At 59.0% G+C, this 20,933-nt stretch carries 23 protein-coding genes, 1 tRNA gene and 2 pseudogenes; 17 read left to right on the top strand and 9 right to left on the bottom strand.

Going from position 1 to position 20,933, the window contains the following annotated elements; translation table 11 throughout:
- The 4 genes from hemW to B3V69_RS16950 form a co-directional block, all read left to right on the top strand.
- Nucleotides 1–801 (top strand): radical SAM family heme chaperone HemW (hemW, locus tag B3V69_RS16965; protein WP_296448179.1); only part of this gene is annotated, 801 nt, incomplete at its 5' end.
- A gap of 63 nt (nucleotides 802–864) precedes the next feature.
- The gene (locus B3V69_RS16960) at nucleotides 865–1,548 is read left to right on the top strand and encodes an HPP family protein (RefSeq protein ID WP_296448178.1); all 684 of its coding nucleotides are present in this window, start codon (nucleotides 865–867) and stop codon (nucleotides 1,546–1,548) included.
- 68 nt (nucleotides 1,549–1,616) lie between these two features.
- Nucleotides 1,617–1,841, top strand: a complete 225-nt coding sequence (locus B3V69_RS16955) for a hypothetical protein (protein WP_296448177.1) — start codon at nucleotides 1,617–1,619, stop codon at nucleotides 1,839–1,841.
- A 59-nt stretch (nucleotides 1,842–1,900) separates the two neighbouring features.
- Nucleotides 1,901–2,413, top strand: a complete 513-nt coding sequence (locus B3V69_RS16950) for a hypothetical protein (protein WP_296448176.1) — start codon at nucleotides 1,901–1,903, stop codon at nucleotides 2,411–2,413.
- Between the two features lie 481 nt (nucleotides 2,414–2,894).
- Here B3V69_RS16950 and B3V69_RS16940 read toward each other — a convergent pair.
- Together B3V69_RS16940 and B3V69_RS16935 are read right to left on the bottom strand one after the other, a co-directional pair.
- Nucleotides 2,895–3,753, bottom strand: a protein-coding gene (locus B3V69_RS16940; protein ID WP_296448174.1) for an IS5 family transposase whose coding sequence is annotated in 2 segments (ribosomal slippage) — nucleotides 2,895–3,348 and nucleotides 3,347–3,753 — 861 coding nt in all. Because the reading frame shifts where the segments join, the coding sequence is not laid out codon by codon here.
- 40 nt (nucleotides 3,754–3,793) lie between these two features.
- A pseudogene (locus B3V69_RS16935) lies at nucleotides 3,794–4,087 on the bottom strand (Tn3 family transposase); the annotation flags it as partial.
- Between the two features lie 59 nt (nucleotides 4,088–4,146).
- Between B3V69_RS16935 and B3V69_RS16930 the strand changes: the two are divergent.
- Nucleotides 4,147–5,355, top strand: a complete 1,209-nt coding sequence (locus B3V69_RS16930; RefSeq protein ID WP_296448172.1) for an MFS transporter — start codon at nucleotides 4,147–4,149, stop codon at nucleotides 5,353–5,355.
- An 83-nt stretch (nucleotides 5,356–5,438) separates the two neighbouring features.
- On the opposite strand, the gene B3V69_RS16925 is transcribed toward B3V69_RS16930, so the two are convergent.
- Together B3V69_RS16925 and B3V69_RS16920 are read right to left on the bottom strand one after the other, a co-directional pair.
- Nucleotides 5,439–6,872 carry a heavy metal sensor histidine kinase gene (locus tag B3V69_RS16925; RefSeq protein WP_296448171.1) on the bottom strand — a complete coding sequence of 478 codons (1,434 nt, stop codon included), beginning with the start codon at nucleotides 6,870–6,872 and terminating at the stop codon, nucleotides 5,439–5,441.
- Entirely contained in the window at nucleotides 6,869–7,549 is a 681-nt protein-coding gene (locus B3V69_RS16920; RefSeq protein ID WP_296448170.1) for a heavy metal response regulator transcription factor, read from the bottom strand. The genes B3V69_RS16925 and B3V69_RS16920 overlap by 4 nt, the downstream gene beginning before the upstream one ends.
- 199 nt (nucleotides 7,550–7,748) lie before the next feature.
- Here B3V69_RS16920 and B3V69_RS16915 point away from each other — a divergent pair, with 199 nt between their 5' ends.
- From B3V69_RS16915 to B3V69_RS16905, 3 genes are all read left to right on the top strand, one after another.
- The gene (locus tag B3V69_RS16915; protein WP_296448169.1) at nucleotides 7,749–8,315 is read left to right on the top strand and encodes a hypothetical protein; all 567 of its coding nucleotides are present in this window, start codon (nucleotides 7,749–7,751) and stop codon (nucleotides 8,313–8,315) included.
- Entirely contained in the window at nucleotides 8,312–8,668 is a 357-nt protein-coding gene (locus B3V69_RS16910) for a hypothetical protein (RefSeq protein WP_296448168.1), read from the top strand. Before B3V69_RS16915 ends, B3V69_RS16910 begins: the two co-directional genes overlap by 4 nt.
- A 107-nt stretch (nucleotides 8,669–8,775) precedes the next feature.
- Nucleotides 8,776–9,537, top strand: coding sequence for a transporter (locus tag B3V69_RS16905; protein WP_296448167.1), 762 nt, complete (start codon nucleotides 8,776–8,778; stop codon nucleotides 9,535–9,537).
- 145 nt (nucleotides 9,538–9,682) lie between these two features.
- Here B3V69_RS16905 and B3V69_RS16900 read toward each other — a convergent pair.
- Nucleotides 9,683–9,838: pseudogene (locus B3V69_RS16900) on the bottom strand (integrase core domain-containing protein); the annotation flags it as partial.
- A 253-nt stretch (nucleotides 9,839–10,091) separates the two neighbouring features.
- Between B3V69_RS16900 and B3V69_RS16895 the strand changes: the two are divergent.
- From B3V69_RS16895 to B3V69_RS16865, 7 genes are all read left to right on the top strand, one after another.
- Nucleotides 10,092–10,769, top strand: a complete 678-nt coding sequence (locus tag B3V69_RS16895; RefSeq protein ID WP_296448166.1) for an ArsR/SmtB family transcription factor — start codon at nucleotides 10,092–10,094, stop codon at nucleotides 10,767–10,769.
- 85 nt (nucleotides 10,770–10,854) lie between these two features.
- Nucleotides 10,855–11,208: a DsrE/DsrF/TusD sulfur relay family protein gene (locus tag B3V69_RS16890; RefSeq protein ID WP_296448165.1), complete on the top strand. Its 354-nt coding sequence runs from the start codon at nucleotides 10,855–10,857 to the stop codon at nucleotides 11,206–11,208.
- Nucleotides 11,208–12,353, top strand: a complete 1,146-nt coding sequence (locus B3V69_RS16885; protein WP_296448164.1) for an NAD(P)/FAD-dependent oxidoreductase — start codon at nucleotides 11,208–11,210, stop codon at nucleotides 12,351–12,353. Before B3V69_RS16890 ends, B3V69_RS16885 begins: the two co-directional genes overlap by 1 nt.
- A gap of 41 nt (nucleotides 12,354–12,394) precedes the next feature.
- Complete coding sequence (locus B3V69_RS16880; RefSeq protein WP_296448163.1) at nucleotides 12,395–12,676, top strand: hypothetical protein; 282 nt, start codon at nucleotides 12,395–12,397, stop codon at nucleotides 12,674–12,676.
- Complete coding sequence (locus B3V69_RS16875) at nucleotides 12,666–13,892, top strand: MFS transporter (protein ID WP_296448162.1); 1,227 nt, start codon at nucleotides 12,666–12,668, stop codon at nucleotides 13,890–13,892. Before B3V69_RS16880 ends, B3V69_RS16875 begins: the two co-directional genes overlap by 11 nt.
- Nucleotides 13,889–15,031 (top strand): cysteine desulfurase family protein, encoded by a 1,143-nt coding sequence (locus B3V69_RS16870; protein ID WP_296448161.1) that lies wholly within the window; start codon nucleotides 13,889–13,891, stop codon nucleotides 15,029–15,031. The genes B3V69_RS16875 and B3V69_RS16870 overlap by 4 nt, the downstream gene beginning before the upstream one ends.
- The gene (locus tag B3V69_RS16865) at nucleotides 15,028–15,672 is read left to right on the top strand and encodes a class I SAM-dependent methyltransferase (RefSeq protein WP_296448160.1); all 645 of its coding nucleotides are present in this window, start codon (nucleotides 15,028–15,030) and stop codon (nucleotides 15,670–15,672) included. Before B3V69_RS16870 ends, B3V69_RS16865 begins: the two co-directional genes overlap by 4 nt.
- Nucleotides 15,673–15,871: 199 nt before the next feature.
- On the opposite strand, the gene B3V69_RS16860 is transcribed toward B3V69_RS16865, so the two are convergent.
- Together B3V69_RS16860 and B3V69_RS16855 are read right to left on the bottom strand one after the other, a co-directional pair.
- Nucleotides 15,872–16,936, bottom strand: coding sequence for a DMT family transporter (locus B3V69_RS16860; RefSeq protein ID WP_414707567.1), 1,065 nt, complete (start codon nucleotides 16,934–16,936; stop codon nucleotides 15,872–15,874).
- Between the two features lie 27 nt (nucleotides 16,937–16,963).
- Nucleotides 16,964–19,219, bottom strand: a complete 2,256-nt coding sequence (locus B3V69_RS16855; RefSeq protein WP_414707566.1) for a heavy metal translocating P-type ATPase — start codon at nucleotides 19,217–19,219, stop codon at nucleotides 16,964–16,966.
- Between the two features lie 97 nt (nucleotides 19,220–19,316).
- Here B3V69_RS16855 and cadR point away from each other — a divergent pair, with 97 nt between their 5' ends.
- Both cadR and B3V69_RS16845 read left to right on the top strand, forming a co-directional pair.
- Entirely contained in the window at nucleotides 19,317–19,799 is a 483-nt protein-coding gene (cadR, locus tag B3V69_RS16850) for a Cd(II)/Pb(II)-responsive transcriptional regulator (RefSeq protein ID WP_296448159.1), read from the top strand.
- A gap of 111 nt (nucleotides 19,800–19,910) precedes the next feature.
- Nucleotides 19,911–20,273 carry a type II secretion system F family protein gene (locus B3V69_RS16845; RefSeq protein ID WP_296448158.1) on the top strand — a complete coding sequence of 121 codons (363 nt, stop codon included), beginning with the start codon at nucleotides 19,911–19,913 and terminating at the stop codon, nucleotides 20,271–20,273.
- Between the two features lie 236 nt (nucleotides 20,274–20,509).
- Here B3V69_RS16845 and B3V69_RS16840 read toward each other — a convergent pair.
- Nucleotides 20,510–20,597, bottom strand: a tRNA-Ser gene (locus B3V69_RS16840).
- A gap of 12 nt (nucleotides 20,598–20,609) precedes the next feature.
- Nucleotides 20,610–20,933: GTP-binding protein (locus B3V69_RS16835; RefSeq protein ID WP_296448157.1), on the bottom strand; the 324-nt coding region annotated here is incomplete at its 5' end.

Below are 20,933 nucleotides of genomic sequence, written 5' to 3'. Positions count from 1 at the left end.
GGCGTCACCCGTCTGTCAGTCGGCGTGCAGAGCTTCAACGATGACTACTTGAAGACCCTGGGGCGCGTGCATGACCGGGCCCAGGCGCTGGCGGCGGTGGAGGAAGCGGCGCAGTCCTTTGACACCTTCAATCTGGACATCATGTACGCGCTGCCGGGTCAGACCCTGGCCGACCTGAAAACAGACATGGCCACGGCGCTGGCGCTGGCGCCGCCGCATATCTCGATCTATCACCTCACCATCGAGCCCAATACCTATTTCGCCAAATATCCGCCCGTGATTCCCGAGGAAGACACGGCTTACGACATGCTCGACCTCATCACCGACATGACGGGGGAAGCCGGGCTGGAACGGTATGAAGTGTCGGCCTACGCGAGGCCGGGACACCGCTGTTTTCACAACCTCAACTACTGGCAGTTTGGCGACTATCTCGGCCTGGGCGCGGGCGCGCACAGCAAGCTCAGTTTTGCGCACCGGGTGGTGCGCCAGGTGCGTTTTCGCGAGCCCCGCCTGTACATGGAAAAAGCCCTGGCCGGCCACTGTCTGGCGCAGGACGAGGAAGTCAGCCGGGCTGATTTGCCGTTTGAGTTCATGCTGAATGCCTTGCGTTTGAAAGACGGGTTCTTGTTGCAGCAGTTCTCTGAACGCACCGGTCTGGCCGTGACCGCCATTCAAAAGGCGCTGGGCGAGGCCGAACGCAAAGGTTTGATCGAGCGTGACTTTGTCCATGTCAAACCCAGCGCGCGCGGATTTGATTTTTTGAATGACTTGCAGTCCCTGTTTCTGCCGCCGCACAACTGAGCCCATTTGATATTTTGACCGCTGCCGCGCTATAGTCTGCTAGAACGACGGAAGGGCTGGACGATGTTCTCGGTATATGGTGTGTCAGGGCAGTTGTTTCGCGGCTCGCTGGAGCAGCTGCGCCAGATTGGGGCGGTCGGTGCCGTGGCTCGCGGCAACGCCGTTCAGGCGGTTGGCCGCGATGGACAAGACCCCTCGTCATCTTCCCCCGGCGCGTTTACCGCCCGTGCGGAACACCCAGCGCCCAGTGATGAGGCGCATCGCAGCGCGCTGGCGGCGTACGCCCAGACCCAGAGGGTTGCGCTGCCGCGCCATCCCCTGAGTCGGGTCGATGCCCTGATGAGTCGCCCGGTGATCACCATACCGGATAGCTCGACGGTGCTGCAGGCCTGGCAAATTCTGGCCCGGCATGGCGTCGGCCAGGCTCCCGTGGTGAATAGTGACGCCACGCTGGTGGGTCTGCTGTCCCGTGCCGATTTGCTGCGCCCGGAGCGCCTGCCGACGCCCGGCAGCAACGCGCTGGTGTGGCGCGCCTTGCTGGCGCAAAGCGTCTCGGACATCATGTCGACACCGGTGCCCAGCGTTGCGGCGGACACCGATATCCGGCGCGTGGCGCGCGTTTTGCTGGATACGGGTCTGCCCGGTCTTCCTGTGGTGGATGAGCAAGGCCTGGTCACCGGTTTTGTCTCGCGCTCCGACATCCTGCGCGCGGTGGTGACGGATCCGCCGCTGGACCTCTGGGGTTAAGGTCAGCGCGGCTTGAAGTGCGGGGATTCGCTGAAGGGATGGGTGCCCGCATGACTACGGAAAACAGTATGAATGCGAAAACCAACAAAACAATGAACCAAAAACCAACGCCATCGAACCTCGTTGCCAGCTATGTCCTGGCCGCTCAGTCGGCATCTACCCGGCGCAGCTACGCACAGGACGTGCGGCATTTCAAGGCCAACGCAAAGATTCCGGCCACACCCGAAACGGTGGCTGAATACTTGGCGAAATTTGCCGAGGTACTTTCGTTGCCACCTTGCAGCACCGCCTGATCGCTATTCACCAGGCGCACACGGACAAAGGGTTTGACAGTCCCGTCAAGGATCGGCTGGTGAAGCGCACCATGCAGGGCATACGTCGCACGTACGGAGTGGCGCAGCGGCGTGTCCGAGCACTGGTCAAAGATGATCTGCTCGAATTGCTGGTGATGGTCGCCAAGCGGAAGCCCTTGGAAGCCGCCCGAGACAAGGCGATTCTGCTGCTGGGGTTTTCTGGGGCATTTCGGCGCTCGGAGCTGGTGGCGCTCAGGATGGAGGACATAACGCAGCATGCCCACGGGCTAGAGCTGCCAATTCGGCGCTCCAAAACCGACCAGGAGGGTGAAGGCAGAACAGTCTTCGTACCCTTGGCAAAGTCGGAGGAACGCTGTCCGGTCAAAGCCCTCCAACGTTGGCTTGATCTGGCGGGTATTGGGGCGGGGCCTCTGTTTCGACCCGTGAATCGGCATGACAAGGTCGCGAATGAACTGGCGCTGACACCGCAGTCCGTGGCGTTGATCGTGAAGTCGGCGGTTGCGAGTTCCAAGGGTATTGAAGCGGCGAAAACCGTATCGGGACACTCATAGCGTGCTGGGTTTGTGACCGAGGCGGCAACGGTGGGCCTGCAAACCAGCGCAATCATGGGCCAAACCGGTCACAAGTCAATGGAAATGGTGTTTCGGTATGTCAGCCCGGTGCAAAAGCGGCAGATTTCAAGTCTCTTGTAACGAATGCCGAGGGATTGGCGGCTCTACACCAGCCGTTCGACATATCGAAAAACGGACGTTGGTGGCCGCGGACATGTGCATGATGTGGGAGAAAATGAATTGTCTTGCCATCAGTGTCTGAGAAAAAATATTGGTTGGAGTGCGGCTGAGTCAATACAAAATTGATAGTTTCCTACGTCAATCGTAAAACGGTTATATGTGGTTTGAAGGCAATTTTCTGGAGTCACAATGAACTGTCTGACAGTTGCTTGGACTTCCCACGACCCAGAGTTACGAGGCTGGCTGCGCCATCGCTTGGGCAATCCTGCTGAGGCCGATGATCTGCTGCAAGACTTAGAAATTATCCGTAAATAATGTTTGCATCCAACTTGATCTTTCTGAATGCCATGATTGATGCAGCCAAGTGGTTGAGTGCCAAGAAGCTACGGTCAAGTTTCTCGTACCGCACCAGCAGCTTTCGGAATCGGTTGAACCAACTGTGCGCTACTTCCAAGACCCAGCGCCGCGCCCTTTTCTCGGGATCACGCTTGAGCTCGTCGGCCTCTTGTCCGCGTCCTTTAATGTGAGGAATGTAGCCATGTTCTTCAATGACTTTCAACGCTGGCGCCCCGGTGTAGCCCGCATCGGCACACAGATGCTTGTGACGCCTCAAGGGTGGATTGGGCCGCTCGATAACGATGGCATCCAGCACAGCTTCCAGTTGGGAGACGTCATGCCGGTTTGCTCCGGTCACGACGAGCGACAACGGGACGCCACGACCGCCCACCAGCAAATGGCGTTTGCTCCCATTTTTTTCCCCTATCTGTGGGATTAGGCCCAACGCTTTGCTGAGCCAGTGGTGCCTTCATCATCGCCCCGTCAATACTTTGCCATCGCCAGGCAATGCCTTCAAATTCATCGTACTCGGCAAGCCCCAGTTTCCACAGGGCCTCAAAGACGCCTGCTTTCTCCCACTCAAGGAATCGGGCGTGTATTGCGCTGGCACTGCCGTAGCGCTCTGCGGGGAGGGCTTTCCATTGGCAGCCTGTTCTCAGTACGTAGACGATGCCTTCAAATACGAGTCGAGGGTCTTTGGGCTTGCGTCCACCACCAGTCTTTCTGCTGTAGGTCTGATCTGCCGCACGCTGGCGTAACGGGATCAACGGCTCTACTCGCTTCCAAAATTCGTCGGTAACTTCCCATGCTGTCGCTTTGGCCATCTTCCCTCCACACGCGGTCATCGCGCATGGAAAGTCATTATCCTCTATTTACGGATAAGTTCTTAGGCGAATACCTCGAATTGAAGGTGTTGATCTGGGTTTCAAACCGCTGGCCATCACTGCTGGAATGCAACTCTTCACGAATGTTGAAGAGCTTGAAGGCCGACAGCGCGGCCGTGGCATTGCTGACGGCGTCATTGGCAGCGTGCACGGTTTCCGGCCGCAAGTAGCTGCGCGCGGTGGTAATCAACGCGGCATGGCTCATGCCCGAGACCTCGGATATTTTGCCCAAACCCATGTTGGTGCCGAACGCCACGACACATGCCAAGATTTCGCTCAGAAAAAGCTTTGTGCGGTTGCTACATAATTCCGTATTTTTGAGGCCCACAACTCTTGATCCATCGCCTGTTCCCCAATGGTTCTGATGTCGGCATAGCGCCGATATTCGCCGCTCGCGCAATGCGTGGCTTCGCCGACGGCTTTGTCGCCGTGCTGTTGCCGGTTTACCTGCTTGAAATGGGCTTGGGTGGGGTCGAGGTCGGTGCCATCGCCACGGCGACCTTGTTTGGCTCCGCCTTTGCGACCTTGGCTATCGGAGCATGGGGGCATCGTTGGACTGGTCGAAGCTTGATGCTGGTCGCCGCGGCCCTAATGGCCGCAACCGGATTGGGCTTTTCAGTCCTCTGCGCATTTTGGCCGCTTCTCATCGTCGCGTTCATAGGGACCCTCAATCCGAGCTCAGGCGACGTCAGTGTCTTTCTTCCTTTGGAGCACGCCCGGTTGGCAGCGGCGTCGGACGCGGCAGCCAGGACCGATTTATTCGCAAGGTATGCGTTGACCGGAGCTCTGTGCGCCGCTCTTGGAGCATTGGCGTCCGGGCTTCCCGAGCGCGTGGTCGCTCTGTCCGGCATTCATAAGCTGGACGCCCTGCGGGGGATGTTTATCCTTTACGGGGTGATCGGCGTCGCGGTGTGGGCCATGTATCGAAAGCTGCCGACCCATGAAGCGGTCAGCCATGCAAAGCCTGCGCCGCTGGGGCCATCCCGAGCAGTGGTGGTCAAACTGGCCGCCTTGTTTTCCGTGGATTCGTTCGCTGGCGGGCTCGTGGTCAATTCGCTGCTGGCCCTCTGGCTCTTTCAGAGGTTTGGCCTTTCACTCTCCGCGGCTGGCGCCTTTTTCTTCGCTTCCGGGCTTCTGGGGGCGGCTTCACAACTTGCGGCGCCGAAGCTGGCCAAGCGTGTCGGCTTGGTCAACACCATGGTCTTTACGCATATTCCGGCGAGCATGTGTCTGATCGCCGCGGCCTTCGCGACCAACGTCGGCGTGGCGCTGGGTCTCCTGTTGGTTCGCGCCATGGTGTCGTCGATGGATGTGCCAGCTCGAAGCGCATTTGTGATGTCGGTGGTGCAGCCCCATGAGCGAGCCGCGGCAGCCAGCTTCACCGCAGTGCCTCGAAGCCTTGCCTCTGCCGTGAGCCCTCTGCTTGCGGGCTGGTTATTTCAATCGGGCTGGTCGGCCACACCATTGGTGGTTTGCGGGGTCTTGAAAATCACCTATGACTTGGCGTTATGGCGAGCGTTCAGGCTTTTTAAACATGACTGATTTGTGCCGCTGTGATTGGCTCGAATTTCTCAGCTCAATCATTGGCAATGGAGTGTGTCTTTCGAGGGGCAGGGACAGCTTGCTTATGCTGCCAAACCAATCACCGGACTGCCAGCACTCCCTCCATCACGATCCGTCGGGAGGTTGATCGTAAAACGTGTCCACTCGTTCCCAGATTCCACGCTGATCGTACCCTTGTGCATCTCAACGATGGACCGCGTGATCGCCAACCCCAACCCCACATTTTCGTTGTGCCCGTCCTGACGGGAGGCGTCAACCCGGTAGAGACGATCGAAAATCCTGGGTAGATGTTCCGCAGGAATCGCCGTGCCCTGGTTCGCGACGGCGATCATGGCCTGGTGGTCGGCAGTCTCTCCAAGAGTGACTTCGAGCGCCCTGCCTTCAGGCGTGAAACGTATTGCGTTTGACAATAAATTGGATATGGCCCGTTGCAGCATCAAACGGTCAGCGTAGGCAGTCGCAGCGCCGCGCTGCGTTAACTTGATTCCTCGCTCACTAGCGAGTGCTTCGTAAAACTCAAACAGTCTCGTCACTTCCGAATGAAGATCAATCGATTCCCGGTGCAGTACCAGCAATCTGTTGTCGGCCTTGGCGAGGAACAGCATGTCTGAAATCATGCGCGACAGACGCCCGAATTCCTCCAGGTTGGACTGCAGATTGGTGCGGTACTCGATGACATCGCACTCGCCAGTCAACGTAACTTCCGTCTGCACCAGCAGATTCTGGATCGGCGTGCGCAGTTCGTGGGCAATATCTGAAGAGAACTCCGACAGCCGCCGGAACGAGTCGTCGAGCCGCGCCAGCATCGTGTTGAAGGAGGATACGAGTTCTTTCAGCTCCCGCGGCACACCTTCTATGGGAACCGGCATGTCCAGCCGTTGCGCAGATATGTTCACCATCATCGCCGACACTTTGTTCAATGGCGAAAGCCCTTGGCGCACAGCCACCCAAGCAAGCCAACCCATAGCCAGCGCCGCCAGAACCATGCCGAACCACAGGAATTCTCTGAATTCCACCATGAATTGTTGGTCCCCGCTTATGTCGAACGCGATTGCTACTTTGGCCGGTTGACTGGCCGGTATGCCAAGTGCAACGCGATTGGCGACGATTCGGTAGCTGTGCTTGTCCAGTGACCAGGTCACCGGCTGGGGTTTGTCGATTTCTGTGCCTTGGAGCAGGTGGGTCACGACCGCGCTCTGGCCAACCGTAAACAGTACCCTTCCGTCGCCAGTCGCCACTGTGATGGCGATGCCTGGATGACCGGTCATCGTGTCATGCAAGCGCGTCGGCAGCGCCGCAATGGCATCGACCGACGTGATCTTCCCAAGCACCTCATGGATCAACGCCATCTTGCCGTCCAGTTCCTCCAAGTCGTGTTCCAGGAACCGGTTGTTAGCCGCGCGCTCGAACAGCAATCCGGCAAACAGAAGAACGCATGCGGCTGAACCAGCGAATAGCAGGCTCAGCCGCGCCGTGAGGGAGATCGGAGTCTTCATGGTCCAGGCGCTTCCAGCACGTAACCCATGCCGCGCACGGTGCGGATAAGCTTCACCGCGAAATCGTCATCGATCTTGGCCCGTAGGCGGCGCACGGCGACATCGATAACGTTTGTATCGCTATCGAAGTTCATGTCCCATACCTGAGATGCGATCAACGCGCGCGGCAGCACTTCCCCCTGTCGGCGCATCATCAACTCCAGCAGCGAGAACTCTTTGGCGGTGACGTCGATCCGCTGGCCGCCTCGCATCACGCAATGGTGCGGAAGATCAAGCACCAGGTCGGCAACTTTGATATTCTCGAATGCGGTGACGGTGCTTCCTCGTCGCAGCAAGGTACGCACCCGTGCCAGCAACTCGGAAAAAGCGAAGGGTTTTACAAGATAGTCATCAGCGCCTAGCTCCAGCCCCTTGACGCGGTCATCCACCTGATCGCGCGCACTCAAGAACATGACCGGGGTTTGTTTGTCAGCGCGGCGCATCTCGCGCAGAATTTCCCAGCCGTCGATCCCAGGCAGCATCACGTCCAGTACGACGAGGTCATAGCTATCGGTCAAGGCCAAATGCAGGCCATCCCGCCCATCGCGCGCGCAATCAACGACGAAGCCGGCCGCTGTCAGCCCTCGCTTGAGATATGTACCTGTCTTGGGTTCATCTTCAACAATCAGGATTTTCATATTATTTCTCAGGAGGACCAGTTGCATGGCTGACATGCTCGTGTCGCGACGCGATGATTGATTTGACGTCGATCAATGATAAAGGGTGGGAACTCCAACTTGGAACATTACATATTTTGTAATGCGCACGTCATCCAACTGAGCGCACGCGCGGATCATGATTCAGACGTCATCAATGTTTTAAAAAAGGAGATTCACCATGGAAATCAGTATGCGTGACTTGTGGACCGTGATTCACGGCATGGGATTTGGGGCTCTATTTATGCTGGCATTTTCCGGCGCAATCATGGAGCTCTACGGTGGATGGGCGGCGCAGCCGCAGGCGACCATTGACCAAGGGGGGCAGACCCGGCTGCGAGTCTATTTGGTTGTGATGGTCCTGTTGGCCTGGCTGACCGTTTTTTCCGGTGCCTACATCGTCTATCCGTGGTACCGCGCCATACCCCCGGCGGGCATGACTGATTTAACAGGCTTTCCTCAAAAATTGCTGATATCGAGCCCGACAACTAGCGAATGGCACGCCTTCGGCATGGAATGGAAGGAGCATGTGGCCTGGATCGCACCGATCGCCATGACGATGGTCGCCTATGTCTATTGGAAGTATGGCCGCGGCGTCAACAAGCATCGTGAATTGCGCAAGGCGGCACTCATCTTCGCGTTGGCGGCTTTTGTTGCCACTGCTGTGGCGGGCGGGTTCGGTGCTTTCCTCAATAAGTACGCGCCGATACGCGGCGGTGCAACGATTCACTTGATGAATGGAGAATGATCATGGCAAACACTCACGAAACCTCAATGGGCAAGGACCTGCCCAACGGTGCCGGGGCAGCGGCGATCCTGGCCGCAGGCATCGGATGTGCCACGCTAGGGGTGCTCGCCCTGCTGGGCGATGCATTCACCGGCATCAAGAACTTCTTGAATTTCTACAATCCCACCGGCCCCCTCTCGGGCGTGACAATCTTGACCATCGTCGTGTGGCTGGCAGCTTGGTTTGTGCTGGCGAAGAAGTGGGATGGCCAGGATGTGGCGCTAAGCCGGGTTAGCACGGTGGCTTTCGTATTGTTGGCGGTCGGTCTTTTCCTGACTTTCCCGCCCGGGATGGATCTGCTGCAGGGCAAGTAGTCCGGAAACAGTTTACCCGGCGATCTGGACCGGGGGCATGAATCTGCCCCCGACAAACCCTAAGTGAGACCGGGAACCAAGCTAAAAAAACATATCAAGGATATGCAATGAAAACCTTCAATCTCAAATATGGCGCATTTTTCTTCATGGCATGCGCGACGCTGACGACCTCAGAGCTGGCGCTGGCCGGCCCGCCGTTCATGACGGACGATCCCGAAACGGTCGAATACCAGCACCACGAGTTCTATATCGCGTCACAGCAGGTAAAGACGCAAGACGGCAGAAGCGGGACGTTACCTCATTTCGAATTCAACTATGGTGTGGCGCCCGATGTGCAATTGCACATCATTGCACCCTTTGCCTTCAACAGCCCGGCGGATGGCCCGCGACAACAGGGATTGGGTGACGTTGAATTGGGAGTCAAATACCGCTTCCTGCAAGAGACTGAGAACCGGCCGATGGTGGGGATCTTCCCGATTGTTGTCACCCATACGGGAGACGCCGATAAGGGGCTGGGCAGCGGCGCGACTCAAGTTTTCTTACCCATCTGGCTGCAAAAAAGGTGGGGTGCATGGCAGAGTTACGGTGGCGGCGGTTACTGGATCACGAATGACGCGAGCGCGAAAAACCATTGGTTCCTTGGCTGGCAGTTGCAAAAAGATATTTCCGAGCACCTGACGCTGGGCGGGGAGATTTTCCACAGCACAGAGCAGGTCTCCGGCCAGGGCTCCAGCACGGGCTTCAACCTCGGTGGATCCTACAATTTCGACGAGCACAACCACCTGCTCTTTTCCGCTGGACGCGGTCTGACGAATACAGATCAGACGAATCAGTTCTCGTCTTATCTAGGCTATCAATTGACTTGGTAGTTGAAAGGCAACGTCTGCGTGGCGTCTTTTGCTCTTCAGCGCGCGCCACTGGATGCATGATGACCGCCGCGCCGTCGGTCAACTCCCGCCCGCAATCTTTAAAAAGTTGCCAAAATGGGCTTCTCCCATGGTGCCTGACAGCGTTGGCACTGTGGCAATGTTCGAGGTTGTACCAATGCACGAATGTGCCAACCCATTGGCGGGCCGCGAACAGGTTCTCAAATGCCCGTGTGGGATAGTCGGATCGGTATTTCAGTGTCTTGAAGAGCGATTCCGAATAAGGGTTGCGCTCACTCAAGGAGATGGCCCCGCAGGCGCGTTCCTGGCGTGCGCCTGCCGTGATGGCTTGGCCCACCAGTTCCAGTACTTGGTGGCGCTCTGAAAGGAGGGTCATTTGGCCTCGTCCTCCCACAGTGCGCGGAACTTTTTTTGCAGAATCAGCAATGCGGCCGCCTCCGCCAAGGCTTCTGGACAAATTCCGCCGGTTTGGGCTTACAACCCCAAACAGGCATCTATTTCTTATCTATCATTCGTTTTATCGTTAGAATAATAGAATGAAAAAACGATCACTCAAAGACCTGCTGTACGAACAAGTCGCCCGCATCGGCAAGGCGGTGTCGAGCCCGAAGCGCCTGGAGCTTCTGGACTTGCTGGCCCAAGGCGAAAAAAACGTCGAGGCGTTGGCAACGGAGTTGTCGGCCGACATCAAGCTCACCAGCGCCCACCTCAAGGCCCTGCGCGACGCGCGTTTGGTCACCTCCCGGCGTGATGGCAAGTACGTGATCTATCGCTTGACCGGCAGTGACGTGGCGGGCCTTTGGGTGACGCTACGACAAGTTGCCGAGGAGCACTTGCTGGAGTTGCGGCTGGCCTTGGACCAGATGATGGCCGATCCCGCCAAGCTCGCCTCCGTGGGTCGCGCCGAGCTACTGGAGCAGGCCCGGCGCGGCGACGTGATCGTCATCGACGTCCGTCCGCAGGCCGAGTACGCGGCGGCGCACCTGCCTTTTGCCCGCTCCATGCCAGTGGCCGAGCTTGAAAAGAGGCTCGCGGAGCTACCCGCCGACAAGGACATCGTGGCCTATTGCCGTGGCCCATTTTGTTTGCTGTCGGACGAAGCCGTGGCGTTGCTGACAAGCAAGGGCTATCGGGTGCGCAAGATTCTGGACGGCGTTAGCGAATGGCAGGCGGCCGGGCTGCCGGTGCAAGCCTCAGCCGGGGTGCCAAGCTAGCCAGGAATCGACTTTACCAATCAGAAACCCGTCCGCAAGGACATCGACGCTTTTAAACCAAGCATCAACACCGGAGGCAAATGACATGGCTAAATATCTATTCATTCTGAACGACCCGCCCTATGGCACCGAGCGCAGCTACAACGCCTTGCGTCTGGCAATTTCGCTGGCCAAAGTTGAGGGCGAGCAGGTTCATGTGTTTCTGATGGGTGACGCCGCGGCTTGCGCCAAGGCGGGGCAAAAAGTACCCCAAGGCTATTACAACCTGGGCGACATGCTGGGCATGGTCGTACGGCGCCATGTCGAGGTCGCCGTCTGCGGCACTTGCATGGATGCCAGGGGCATTGCCGATACTGAACTTGCGCCGGGCACCCGGCGTGGCACGCTGGCTGAGGTGAGCGAGTGGACCACCTGGGCCGACAAGGTGCTGGTATTCTGATGGCCAAGACCGCACTCATTTTGGGCGCTGGTATCGGTGGCATAGTGGCCGCCCGGACTCTGCGCAAACTGCTGCCGCAAGAGCATCGCGTGGTGGTGATTGAGCGCGAGCGCGACCACGTGTTTGCGCCCTCGCTGCTGTGGTACATGACGGGTGGCCACGAGGCTGCGAAGTTCACGCGGTCGCTGTCGGCGCTGTCGTCAAAGGGGATCGAACTACTTCGCGGCGAAATCACAAGCATCGACCCCGTGGCTCTGTCGGTCGAGGTCAATGGCCAGACGCTGCGCGGCGACGCCATGGTGCTGGCCCTGGGTGCTGACTACGCGCCCGAGCTGATACCGGGCCTGGCCGAGCTTGGCCACAACCTGTATACGCTGGCGGGCGCAACGGGAATTCGGCGGGCGCTGGAAAACTTCGAAGGCGGCAGGATTGTGGTGCTCACGGCTACCCCCGCCTACAAATGCCCGGCCGCACCCTATGAGGCCGCGATGCTGGTTGATGCCTACTGCAAGAAGCGCAGGCTGCCCCGCAGTACCGAGGTTGCCGTCTACGCTGCCGAGCCGATACCGATGGCAGTCACCGGCCCGGCGATTGGCGCTCAGGTCAAGGTGATGTTGCAGAGCAAGGGCATCGGTTACTTCCCAAGTCACCAGGTCAGCAAAATCGAGCCCGGCTTGCTGCGTTTCTCTGACGACAGCAGCGCCGCCTTTGACCTGCTGCTCTACGTGCCGCCGCACCGGGTGCCGACGGTGGTGAAGGCGGCGGGGCTGTGCGCAGAGTCCGGCTGGGTGGCGGTGAACCGCGACACGCTGCAGACTCAATTCCCCCAGCTCTATGCGATTGGCGACGTGACCTCGATCCCGTTGAAAATGGGCCGGCCCCTGCCCAAGGCCGGCGTGTTCGCACACGGCCAGGCCGAGGTGGTGGCGCACAACATCGCCCAAGCCTGGACCGGCCAAGGCGCGCCACGCCAATTTACCGGAGAAGGCATGTGTTTCCTGGAGATAGGCGACGCGCGCGCCGGCCTGGGCAAGGGCAACTTCTACGCCGAGCCGACGCCCCAAGTGGCGATGCACGGCCCAAGTTTGCTCTGGCACGCGGGCAAGGTGCTGTACGAGAAATACTGGCTCTATCAACACCTGTAAGCGCAAGCCGCAAGTCGAAAGTCGCAATCAAGGGGGACCCCATGTCCAAGTTTTCGTTGGTCGATTTCTCGATCCGTCGTCCAAGTCTGGTGATCTGGGCGACGGTTGCCCTCCCACTGCTGGTTTTTGCCCAGTTCCCGCGCATCAGGACCGGCACCAATCCGAAAAACAGGTTGCCGCAGACCTCGGGCGTGCGGGTCTGGAACGATGAAGTGGACAAGACGTTTGGGCTGTACGAGGACACCATCGTGGTGGGGGTGCAGAACGAGGCGGGCGTGCTCAACCAAGACAACCCCTACTTGCAAATGCGCTATGAGTTCTGAGACAAATAGAGGATCAGCAAGCACGGACAAATCAATGTTCACCGGACGGCGTAACGTTCTGTTGCTGGTATTCAGCCAGGCCCTGATGCTCTCAGTCATCGTTATGTCGGTGACGCTGGGCGCCATGCTCGGCAGCATGCTCGCACCCGATAAAAGCCTGGCCACGCTGCCCATCGCCATGCTAGTGGTCGGCACCGCCATCGCCTCTTTGCCGGCGGCATTTTTGATGCGTCACTACGGTCGCAGGGTCGGCTTCTTGACCGGGGCGTGCCTCGGCCTGAGCGGCAGCCTGTTGTGTGCGCTGGCATTGCAGCAAAGCTCATTCCCACTGTTTGTCGTCGGGCATCTGCTGCTGGGCGGGTACCAGGGCTTCGCCAACTACTATCGCTTTGCGGCGGTCGAAGCGACAGACCCCCAGCACGCCAGCCGGGCGATCTCGTGGGTGGTGGCGGGCGGTGTGGTGGCGGCCTTCGTGGGGCCGCAACTTGGGGCGTGGGGGCGGGATTGGATGGCCGGGGTGTTGTTCGCCGGCTCGTACCTCGCGCAAGCGGCACTCAGCCTGATCGCGCTTGCTCTGATTTCGCAAGTGCGGCTCAACCCAGTCGCTGTCGCCGAGGCGGGTGAGGCTCGCCCCCTACGTCAGATCCTGCTGCAGCCGGCCTTACGGGCGTCGATCCTGGGCTCGGCGGTCGGCTATGCCGTCATGATCATGGTGATGACCGCAACCCCGCTGGCCATGCTGGGCTGCGGATTGAGCAGCGCAGACGTGACGCCCGTTATTCAGTGGCATGTGGTCGGCATGTTCGCGCCGTCCTTCTTCACCGGGTCCTTGATCAAGCGCTACGGTGCGCTGTCCATCATGCAGACTGGTTTTGTGCTGCTGCTGGGCCACGTTGCCGTGACGTTGCTCGGGAGTGAGTTTCTTCACTTCCTGTCCGGCCTGATTTTGTTGGGCGTGGGATGGAACTTTGCCTTCATCGGCGGCACCGCGCTGCTGACGCAGACCTATCGCCCAGCCGAGCAGTTGAAAGTACAGGCGGTCAATGAATTTGCCATCTTTGGTCTGGTCGCTCTGACCACCCTGTCAGCCGGATGGTTGTACGACCGCTTCGGCTGGATTACTCTGAACCTTGCAGCCGTCCCACTGCTTGCCGTGGCCTTGCTGTCCACATCGCTGATCGGGCGGCGACTGCGCCTGCTGGAGAAATCCGTATGAATGCACCCATCTACCTCGACTACAACGCCACGACGCCGGTCGCGCCGGAGGTGGTCGATGCCATGCTGCCGTTTCTGCGCGAGCACTTCGGCAACCCTTCGTCCTCGCACCCCTTCGGACGCCTTGCGGCGCAGGCTGTCGCCGAAGCACGAAACCAGGTTGCCGCGCTGATCGGTGCGAGGGGCGATGAGATTGTGTTCACCGGCTGCGCCACCGAGGCCAACAACCTGGCCCTGCTCGGCGTCGCGCGAGCCCTCGGCGACACGAAGCGTCATTTCGTCGTCAGTGCCATTGAGCATCCTGCGGTGATGGCCCCGGCGAAGCAACTTCAGGAAGCAGGCTGGAGCCTCACCGTGGTGCCTGTCGACGGTTTCGGCCGTGTCTCGCCGCAAGACATTGCGCAAGCCCTGCGACCCGATACAGCGCTGGTGTCGGTAATGCACGCCAATAACGAAATCGGTACCATCCAGCCGATCCGGGAGATCGCACACATCACGCGCGAACGCGGCGTCCTGTTGCACACCGACGCGGCCCAATCGGCAGGCAAGATTCCCGTCAACGTCGACACATTGGGCGTTGACCTGCTCACCCTGGCCGGGCATAAGTTTTACGCAACCAAGGGTGTGGGGGCGCTGTATATTCGTCAGAATACCCCCGTGCGTAACATCAGTTTCGGCGCGGATCATGAGCACGGCTTGCGACCTGGCACCGAGAACGTCTCCGCCATTGTGGGTTTTGGGGTCGCGGCACAGCTTGCCCGCGAGCGACTGCCTCAGGCAACCGTCCGGCTGAGCGAACTGCGTGATCAACTCCATGCCCTGCTGATCGAGGCGATACCGGGCCTCATCCTCAATGGCCATCCCGATCAGCGTCTTCCCAATACGCTCCATGTATCGTTTCCGGGGACAAGCGGACGCAGGCTGCTGGACCAAACCAGTCACATCGTTGCTGCGTCGCTCGGTTCAGCTTGTCATTCGGAGCACGACACTGTCAGTGGCGTATTGGCCGCGATAGGCGTCGATTCTGTGCGGGCGGCCGGGGCCGTGCGGCTGTCTGTAGGCACCATGACGACGCCCGACGAAATGAGCCGCGCTGCCAGCGGCTTGATTAAGGCTTGGCGGACGGTGGCCAGTCTGTGACACCGGAAGAATACGACGCGTGGTATGACAGCCCGCGCGGACGCTGGGTCGGCGACGTTGAATTCGAGCTTCTATGTCACCACCTCGATACGACTCCCGGCAAAAGCCTGCTCGACGTGGGTTGCGGTACCGGGTGGTTCACCCGTCGCCTTGCTGCCGCAGGCCTTGACGTGACCGGCCTGGACATCGATGCCGACGCGCTCGGCTTTGCCCGCCAGCGGTCGGATCACGATATATCGTACGTGGAAGGGGACGCTTGTCGCCTGCCTTTCCCCGCCCAATCTTTCGATCAAGTCATTTCGATCACAGCGTTGTGTTTCGTAGACGACTGGCCTCGCGCGATGGCAGAGATCGTGCGAGTCACGCGGCGGCGCTTCGTGCTTGGATTGCTCAACCGGCACAGCCTGCTGTGGCTCGACAAGGGACGAAGTGGCGGAAAGGGCGCTTACCAGGGCGCTCATTGGCACACCCGGAAGCAACTTGATGAAGTCCTGAAGGACCTTCCGGTCGAACACATCCGTTTCAGCACCGGGATATTCCTTCCGTCAGGGACGCACCTTGCGCAGGCCGTAGAACGTACTCTACCGAATAGCCTCCCCTGGGGCTCTTTCCTGGTCGTCAGTGGCGATGTCTCAAAATAACGACCTTGTAGTCCTTTCTCTGAACAAACCAATTCCGCTGCGCCTCCCCATCTGCCGGGAAGCCATGGCGGATCAGGTGTTCCCGTGCCAGTCCGGCTGGTCCCGGTCCATTCGTACGACGACCGCGCTCTCGGTGATCGTGCTGTACTTGCTGCCCCCCAGCATTGAAGCTAACCACTCCCAATAACGCAGCGAACGGTTAATGAACGTGGCGATGGTGGACGTCTGGGAAATGAGCGTGGACATGCTCCATCGGCTCATGCCGATGTCGATGACTGTGCTTGATGCCTGGCGCCAAAACTAAGCTTGGCTGATCCGGATGGGAATGTTGATGGTGCTTGTCATGCGCATGCTCGTGCTCATGTGCCATCGCCTCGTGCTTGTGGGCATGCATATGCCTTTCCGTCAGGTGAAACCATATGCCCAAGGCCATCAACAGGCTTGCAGCCACAAGCTGCCAAGTGATCGGCTCGCCGCCGACCAACGCCAGAGCCGCACCAAAAAACGGCGCGACCGAAAAATAAGCTCCGGTTCGCGCGGTCCCCAAGTGCCGCAACCCCACGACAAATAAGGCAAGGCTCACGCCATAGGCCAGAAAACCAACGACCATGGAGCCCGCCAATGTCGGCAAAGCTGGGAATCGGTCCCCGAGAGCCAACGCCAATGCCAGATTCACGCTCCCCGCCACAAGCCCTTTGACCGAGGCGATCCAAGTCGCGTCGGAGAGCGACACCTTGCGGGTGAGGTTGTTGTCGATGCCCCAGGCAAAGCACGCCCCAAGAATGGCAAGCGCAGGCCAGAGCCCTGCGAAGCTCACCTTTCCTGGCCAACTCAGCAGGACCGCGCCTAATGCGATTGCAGCCATCCCAAACGCGATGCGCCGGTCGAAGTTCTCGCGAAAGGCGACCCATGCCAAGACCGCCGTAAAGACCCCCTCGGCATTGAGCAAGAGGGACGCGCCAGAAGCAGGCATTCCCGTCAGGCCAACCATGAGCAGCACGGGACCAATCACGCCACCCATGAGCGTGGCGCCTGCGAGCCAGCCCATTTCAGATCGAGCCATCTTTACAGGAGCCGCCCGGCTAACAAGACGATAAATCGACAAGCCGATGCCAGAGCCCAAATAGAACAAGCCCGCGAGCATCCAAGGCCCAACGCCTTCAAGCAGCAGCTTCGCCAGGGGAGTCCCCGCCCCGAACAAAAGAGCGGCTCCCAGCGCCGAAGCGACACCCACATTCAATACCTTTACATCAACCACCAGCAATCTCCGTATTTATCTAGACACCGCCCATCAAGGCTTGGTCCGCAGCACTCTCAACCCATTGAACACGACAAGCAAGCTCGCGCCCATGTCCGCAAAGACCGCCATCCACATCGTCGCGCCATTGAACAGGGCCAACCCCATAAAGATCGCCTTGATGCCCAACGCAATCGCGATGTTTTGCCACAGCACCGCTTGCGTCTTGCGCGACAGCCTGATCGCTTCCGGAATTCGACGCAGGTCATCGTTCATGATCACCACGTCCGCGGCTTCCATCGCAGTGTCCGTCCCAGCTCCACCCATGGCGAACCCGATGTCGGCGCGCGCGAGAGCCGGCGCGTCGTTGATCCCGTCGCCCGCCATCGCCACGTAGCCATAGCGCTTTTGCAACTCTTCGATCGCGGCCAGCTTATCCTCGGGCAACAGATTGCCACGCGCGTCGTCGATCCCCGCCTGTTTGGCGATGGCCTTGGCGGTGGCGACGTTGTCGCCCGTGAGCATGACCGAAGCCACGCCAAGAGCGTGCAGTTCTGCGATGGCTTCGCGCGAATTCTCCTTGATGGTGTCAGCGACCGCGAAAATCGCCAGCACCTGGGTGCTGGAAGCCAGCATCGTGACCGTGCGGCCCTGAGCTTCGTGCTCGGCCAATCGCGCCTCGATCTGCGGACCGCAAAGGTCACGGTCCTCAATCAGACGGTGGTTCCCAAGAATCAACTTGAGCCCGTTGGATTGGGCTTCAATGCCGCGACCCGGCAAGGCCGTGAACCCTTCAAGCTGCCCGTTGCCTTGAACACCCAGCCCTTGGGCGATGGCTTTGGAGACGGGATGGTCAGAGTGTCCTGCGAGGTCAGAAGCCCAGCGCAGAACTTGTGATTCCTCCTGGCCACTGGGCAGAACTTCGGTCGCCACCAGTTTGGGCTTGCCCTGTGTGATGGTGCCGGTCTTGTCCAGCGCTATCGCCTTAATCTTGCGGGCGCCTTCCAGATGGACGCCGCCCTTGATCAGGATGCCACGGCGCGCAGCAGCAGCCAGGCCGCTCACGACAGTCACGGGGGTGGAGATCACCAAAGCGCAGGGGCAAGCGATGACCAAAAGAACGAGAGCCTTGTAGATCGCTTGCATCCACGTCCAGTCCATCAACCAAGGCGTGAGCAGGCACACGGCCAGAGCCAGCGCGAAAACGGCAGGCGTATAGATTGATGCAAAGCGGTCCACGAACTGTTGTGTGGGCGCGCGCGATCCTTGGGCCTGTTCGACCGCATGGATGATGCGAGCCAGCAAAGTGCCATTGGCCGCTGAGCTGACTCTGGCCTCGACCATGCCCGTCGTGTTGATGGTGCCCGCAAACACGGGGTCTCCAATGGCCTTGTCAACGGGGATGCTCTCTCCGGTCACAGGAGATTGGTCCACGGAAGTGGTGCCAGCAACTATCACGCCGTCGAGCGGAACGCGCGCGCCGGGTTTGACCCGAACAATGGCTCCGATGGCGACCGTCTTGACCAAGCACTCGGCCCATGAGCCATCGGCCTGCTTTACCTCAGCCTTTTCAGGCGTCATGTCCAGCAGTCCTTTAATGGCGTTGCGAGCGCGATCCACTGATCGGGCTTCGATGAGTTCGGCAATCGCATACAGAGCCATCACCATGGCGGCCTCTGGCCATTGGCCAATGAGGAACGCGCCAGTGACAGCGACGGTCATCAATGCATTGATGTTCAAACGCAGGTTGCGCAGCGCCGCCAAGCCCTTCACGTAGGTCGAAAACCCCGCCAATCCAATGGCGGCGGCGGACAAGGCCATACCAAGGCCAGAAAAAATCAGGGTATGTGGGGCGAAGAACGAAACCGATTCAGCTCCAAAGGCCAGGAGCAATGCGAGAGCGTATCGGGGCAAGCCTTCAGGAAGCGCAAATCCGCCATGTCTGAGCCCGTGATCGTGACCGCTGTGGTCATGCTCATCGTCGTGGCCCACGCTCTCGGACAGTGGAACCGGCTTGAATCCGGCCTTGCGGATGGCTTCCAGCGCTTGCGGTATGGACTCAGCAGGAGCGTCAATGGCCAGAGTGCGCGCACCCAACTGAAAACTCAGGCTGCGAAGCCCCGGCAGCTTGGCCAGAGCGTGGCGAATCTCACCCTCCTCAACCGCGCAGTCCATAGTCGGGATCCGGAAAACCGGTATGCCTGCCGGTTCTGGCTTGGCCTCAGTGATCACCATGGGCTCAGAACCACAGGCGCTGCCACATCCACAGGATTGGCTGGCGTCGGCTTCTTTGGAATGCGGGTGGCTCATGGGGGTCCTTGCTATGTGGCAGTCGAGTGGTTACAGTATTAAAAACCCTGTAGCCACTACAGAGTCAAGCGCATATGACTGCAACCAGGAAATACCCATGAAAATCGGTGAATTGGCCACCCTCACCAACACGCAAGTCGAAACCATTCGTTTCTACGAGCGAGAGAAGCTGCTGGCCGCGCCAGGGCGCAGTGAAGGCAACTACCGTATTTACGGTGAGGCCCACGCCGAGCGTTTATCCTTCATCCGGCATTGCCGTGGACTGGACATGACGCTTGATGAGATTCGTGTGCTATTACGGTTCAAAGACGCACCGACTGAAAATTGCCTTGAAGTCAATGAGCTTCTGGACGAGCACATCGGCCATGTGGCCGAACGAATCCGGGAACTGCGCCAATTGGAAAAGCAACTCAAAAGCTTGCGTGAAGCCTGTCTGGGCGGTCAAGAAGCCCAACATTGCGGGATACTCAATGAACTAACCGAGATCGCAAAAAGTCCAGCTTTCTCGCATAGTCGCGAGGGGCATGTTCATGGTGCGCATGCAGGAAGCGGCGCACGCAAGGCGACCCACAAGCACTGACATATCCGATGAGCCCCAAGTGGGTTGGTGCAACTGCTTGGTCTTCCCAAGTCTGACCGTGGTCACGTCGTGCTCCAGTGCGAGGCCATAAGAGTTGCCGACAATTCCTTGATGTCGAATCTTCGAAAACTGATTTTTGCGAAATCAATGACGATAGACACCGTCACTTTCTCGCAAGATCTGGCCACGTTGATGGAGGCCGGCGTCACGGTGAAGGAGGCGATCCAAGCGCTCACAGTCAAAGAGACCGCTCAATCACGTCGCCAGATCTTTGAGCAGCTCAACACCGCGATATCGGAAGGACTGTCCTTTTCCGCTGCCTTGGAGCGCATGCAGGCATTTCCCGTGCTACTGGTGGCCACGGTCGCCGCCAGCGAGCAAACAGGTGATTTGGCGACCGGTCTGTCGCGTTGTGCCCGGCACCAGCAAAGCCTGCGCACCGTGCGAGACCGGGTTGTTGGCGTCTGCGTATAGCCCACAAATATCGATCACTCCCAGTCGCACGTCGTCGAAACCATCACGTTTTAACCTACTTCCATTGCGAGCTGATGGGATCCAAATGGAGATTGGTTGCAAGGGCATTGTGCAATGGCGCATGCACAAACTAAAACGCCGCAGTGAAAACACGGCGGCGTTTGATAGTTTCTTTGATGGTTGCAAGATGTTAAAATTTTTTATTTATTTAAAATCAACAACTTACGAGGCATAACTGGCGGAAGCGGTGAGATTCGAACTCACGAAACCTTTCGGTTTGCCGGTTTTCAAGACCGGTGCAATCGACCACTCTGCCACGCTTCCGAGCCGCGTATTCTAACCGGCTTGCAGCATGCCTTTGGTTTCAATGAAGGCAATCACCTCGGCCAGCCCTGCGTGGGTCTTCAAATTGGTCATCACAAAAGGCTTGAGTCCTTTGGGGCCGGTGCGCATGCGGGTGGTGTCGGCGGCCATCACGGCCAGATCGGCGCCGACATAGGGGGCGAGGTCGGTTTTGTTGATGACGAACAGGTCGCTCTTGGTGATGCCGGGGCCGCCTTTGCGTGGGATCTTTTCACCGGCGGCGACGTCGATGACGTAGATCGTGAGGTCGCTCAGCTCGGGGCTGAAGGTGGCGGCCAGGTTGTCGCCGCCGCTCTC

The organism is Rhodoferax sp. UBA5149, from assembly GCF_002413825.1.
GTDB lineage: Bacteria > Pseudomonadota > Gammaproteobacteria > Burkholderiales > Burkholderiaceae_C > Rhodoferax.
The sequence above is the reverse complement of the archived record's forward strand: the minus strand, read 5'-3'. Positions and strand labels throughout refer to the sequence as shown.

Excerpts from the sequence above, each read along its gene's own strand:
- B3V69_RS16920 (WP_296448170.1), bottom strand. The coding sequence starts at position 7,549 with ATGAAAATCCTGATTGTTGAAGATGAACCCAAGACAGGTACATATCTC.
- B3V69_RS16895 (WP_296448166.1), top strand. The coding sequence starts at position 10,092 with ATGAAAAAACGATCACTCAAAGACCTGCTGTACGAACAAGTCGCCCGC.
- B3V69_RS16880 (WP_296448163.1), top strand. The coding sequence starts at position 12,395 with ATGTCCAAGTTTTCGTTGGTCGATTTCTCGATCCGTCGTCCAAGTCTG.
- B3V69_RS16875 (WP_296448162.1), top strand. The coding sequence starts at position 12,666 with ATGAGTTCTGAGACAAATAGAGGATCAGCAAGCACGGACAAATCAATG.
- B3V69_RS16855 (WP_414707566.1), bottom strand. The coding sequence starts at position 19,219 with ATGAGCCACCCGCATTCCAAAGAAGCCGACGCCAGCCAATCCTGTGGA.
- B3V69_RS16890 (WP_296448165.1), top strand. The coding sequence starts at position 10,855 with ATGGCTAAATATCTATTCATTCTGAACGACCCGCCCTATGGCACCGAG.
- B3V69_RS16870 (WP_296448161.1), top strand. The coding sequence starts at position 13,889 with ATGAATGCACCCATCTACCTCGACTACAACGCCACGACGCCGGTCGCG.
- B3V69_RS16960 (WP_296448178.1), top strand. The coding sequence starts at position 865 with ATGTTCTCGGTATATGGTGTGTCAGGGCAGTTGTTTCGCGGCTCGCTG.
- B3V69_RS16845 (WP_296448158.1), top strand. The coding sequence starts at position 19,911 with ATGTCGAATCTTCGAAAACTGATTTTTGCGAAATCAATGACGATAGAC.
- B3V69_RS16885 (WP_296448164.1), top strand. The coding sequence starts at position 11,208 with ATGGCCAAGACCGCACTCATTTTGGGCGCTGGTATCGGTGGCATAGTG.
- B3V69_RS16925 (WP_296448171.1), bottom strand. The coding sequence starts at position 6,872 with ATGAAGACTCCGATCTCCCTCACGGCGCGGCTGAGCCTGCTATTCGCT.
- B3V69_RS16955 (WP_296448177.1), top strand. The coding sequence starts at position 1,617 with ATGAATGCGAAAACCAACAAAACAATGAACCAAAAACCAACGCCATCG.
- B3V69_RS16910 (WP_296448168.1), top strand. The coding sequence starts at position 8,312 with ATGATCATGGCAAACACTCACGAAACCTCAATGGGCAAGGACCTGCCC.
- B3V69_RS16915 (WP_296448169.1), top strand. The coding sequence starts at position 7,749 with ATGGAAATCAGTATGCGTGACTTGTGGACCGTGATTCACGGCATGGGA.
- cadR (WP_296448159.1), top strand. The coding sequence starts at position 19,317 with ATGAAAATCGGTGAATTGGCCACCCTCACCAACACGCAAGTCGAAACC.
- B3V69_RS16905 (WP_296448167.1), top strand. The coding sequence starts at position 8,776 with ATGAAAACCTTCAATCTCAAATATGGCGCATTTTTCTTCATGGCATGC.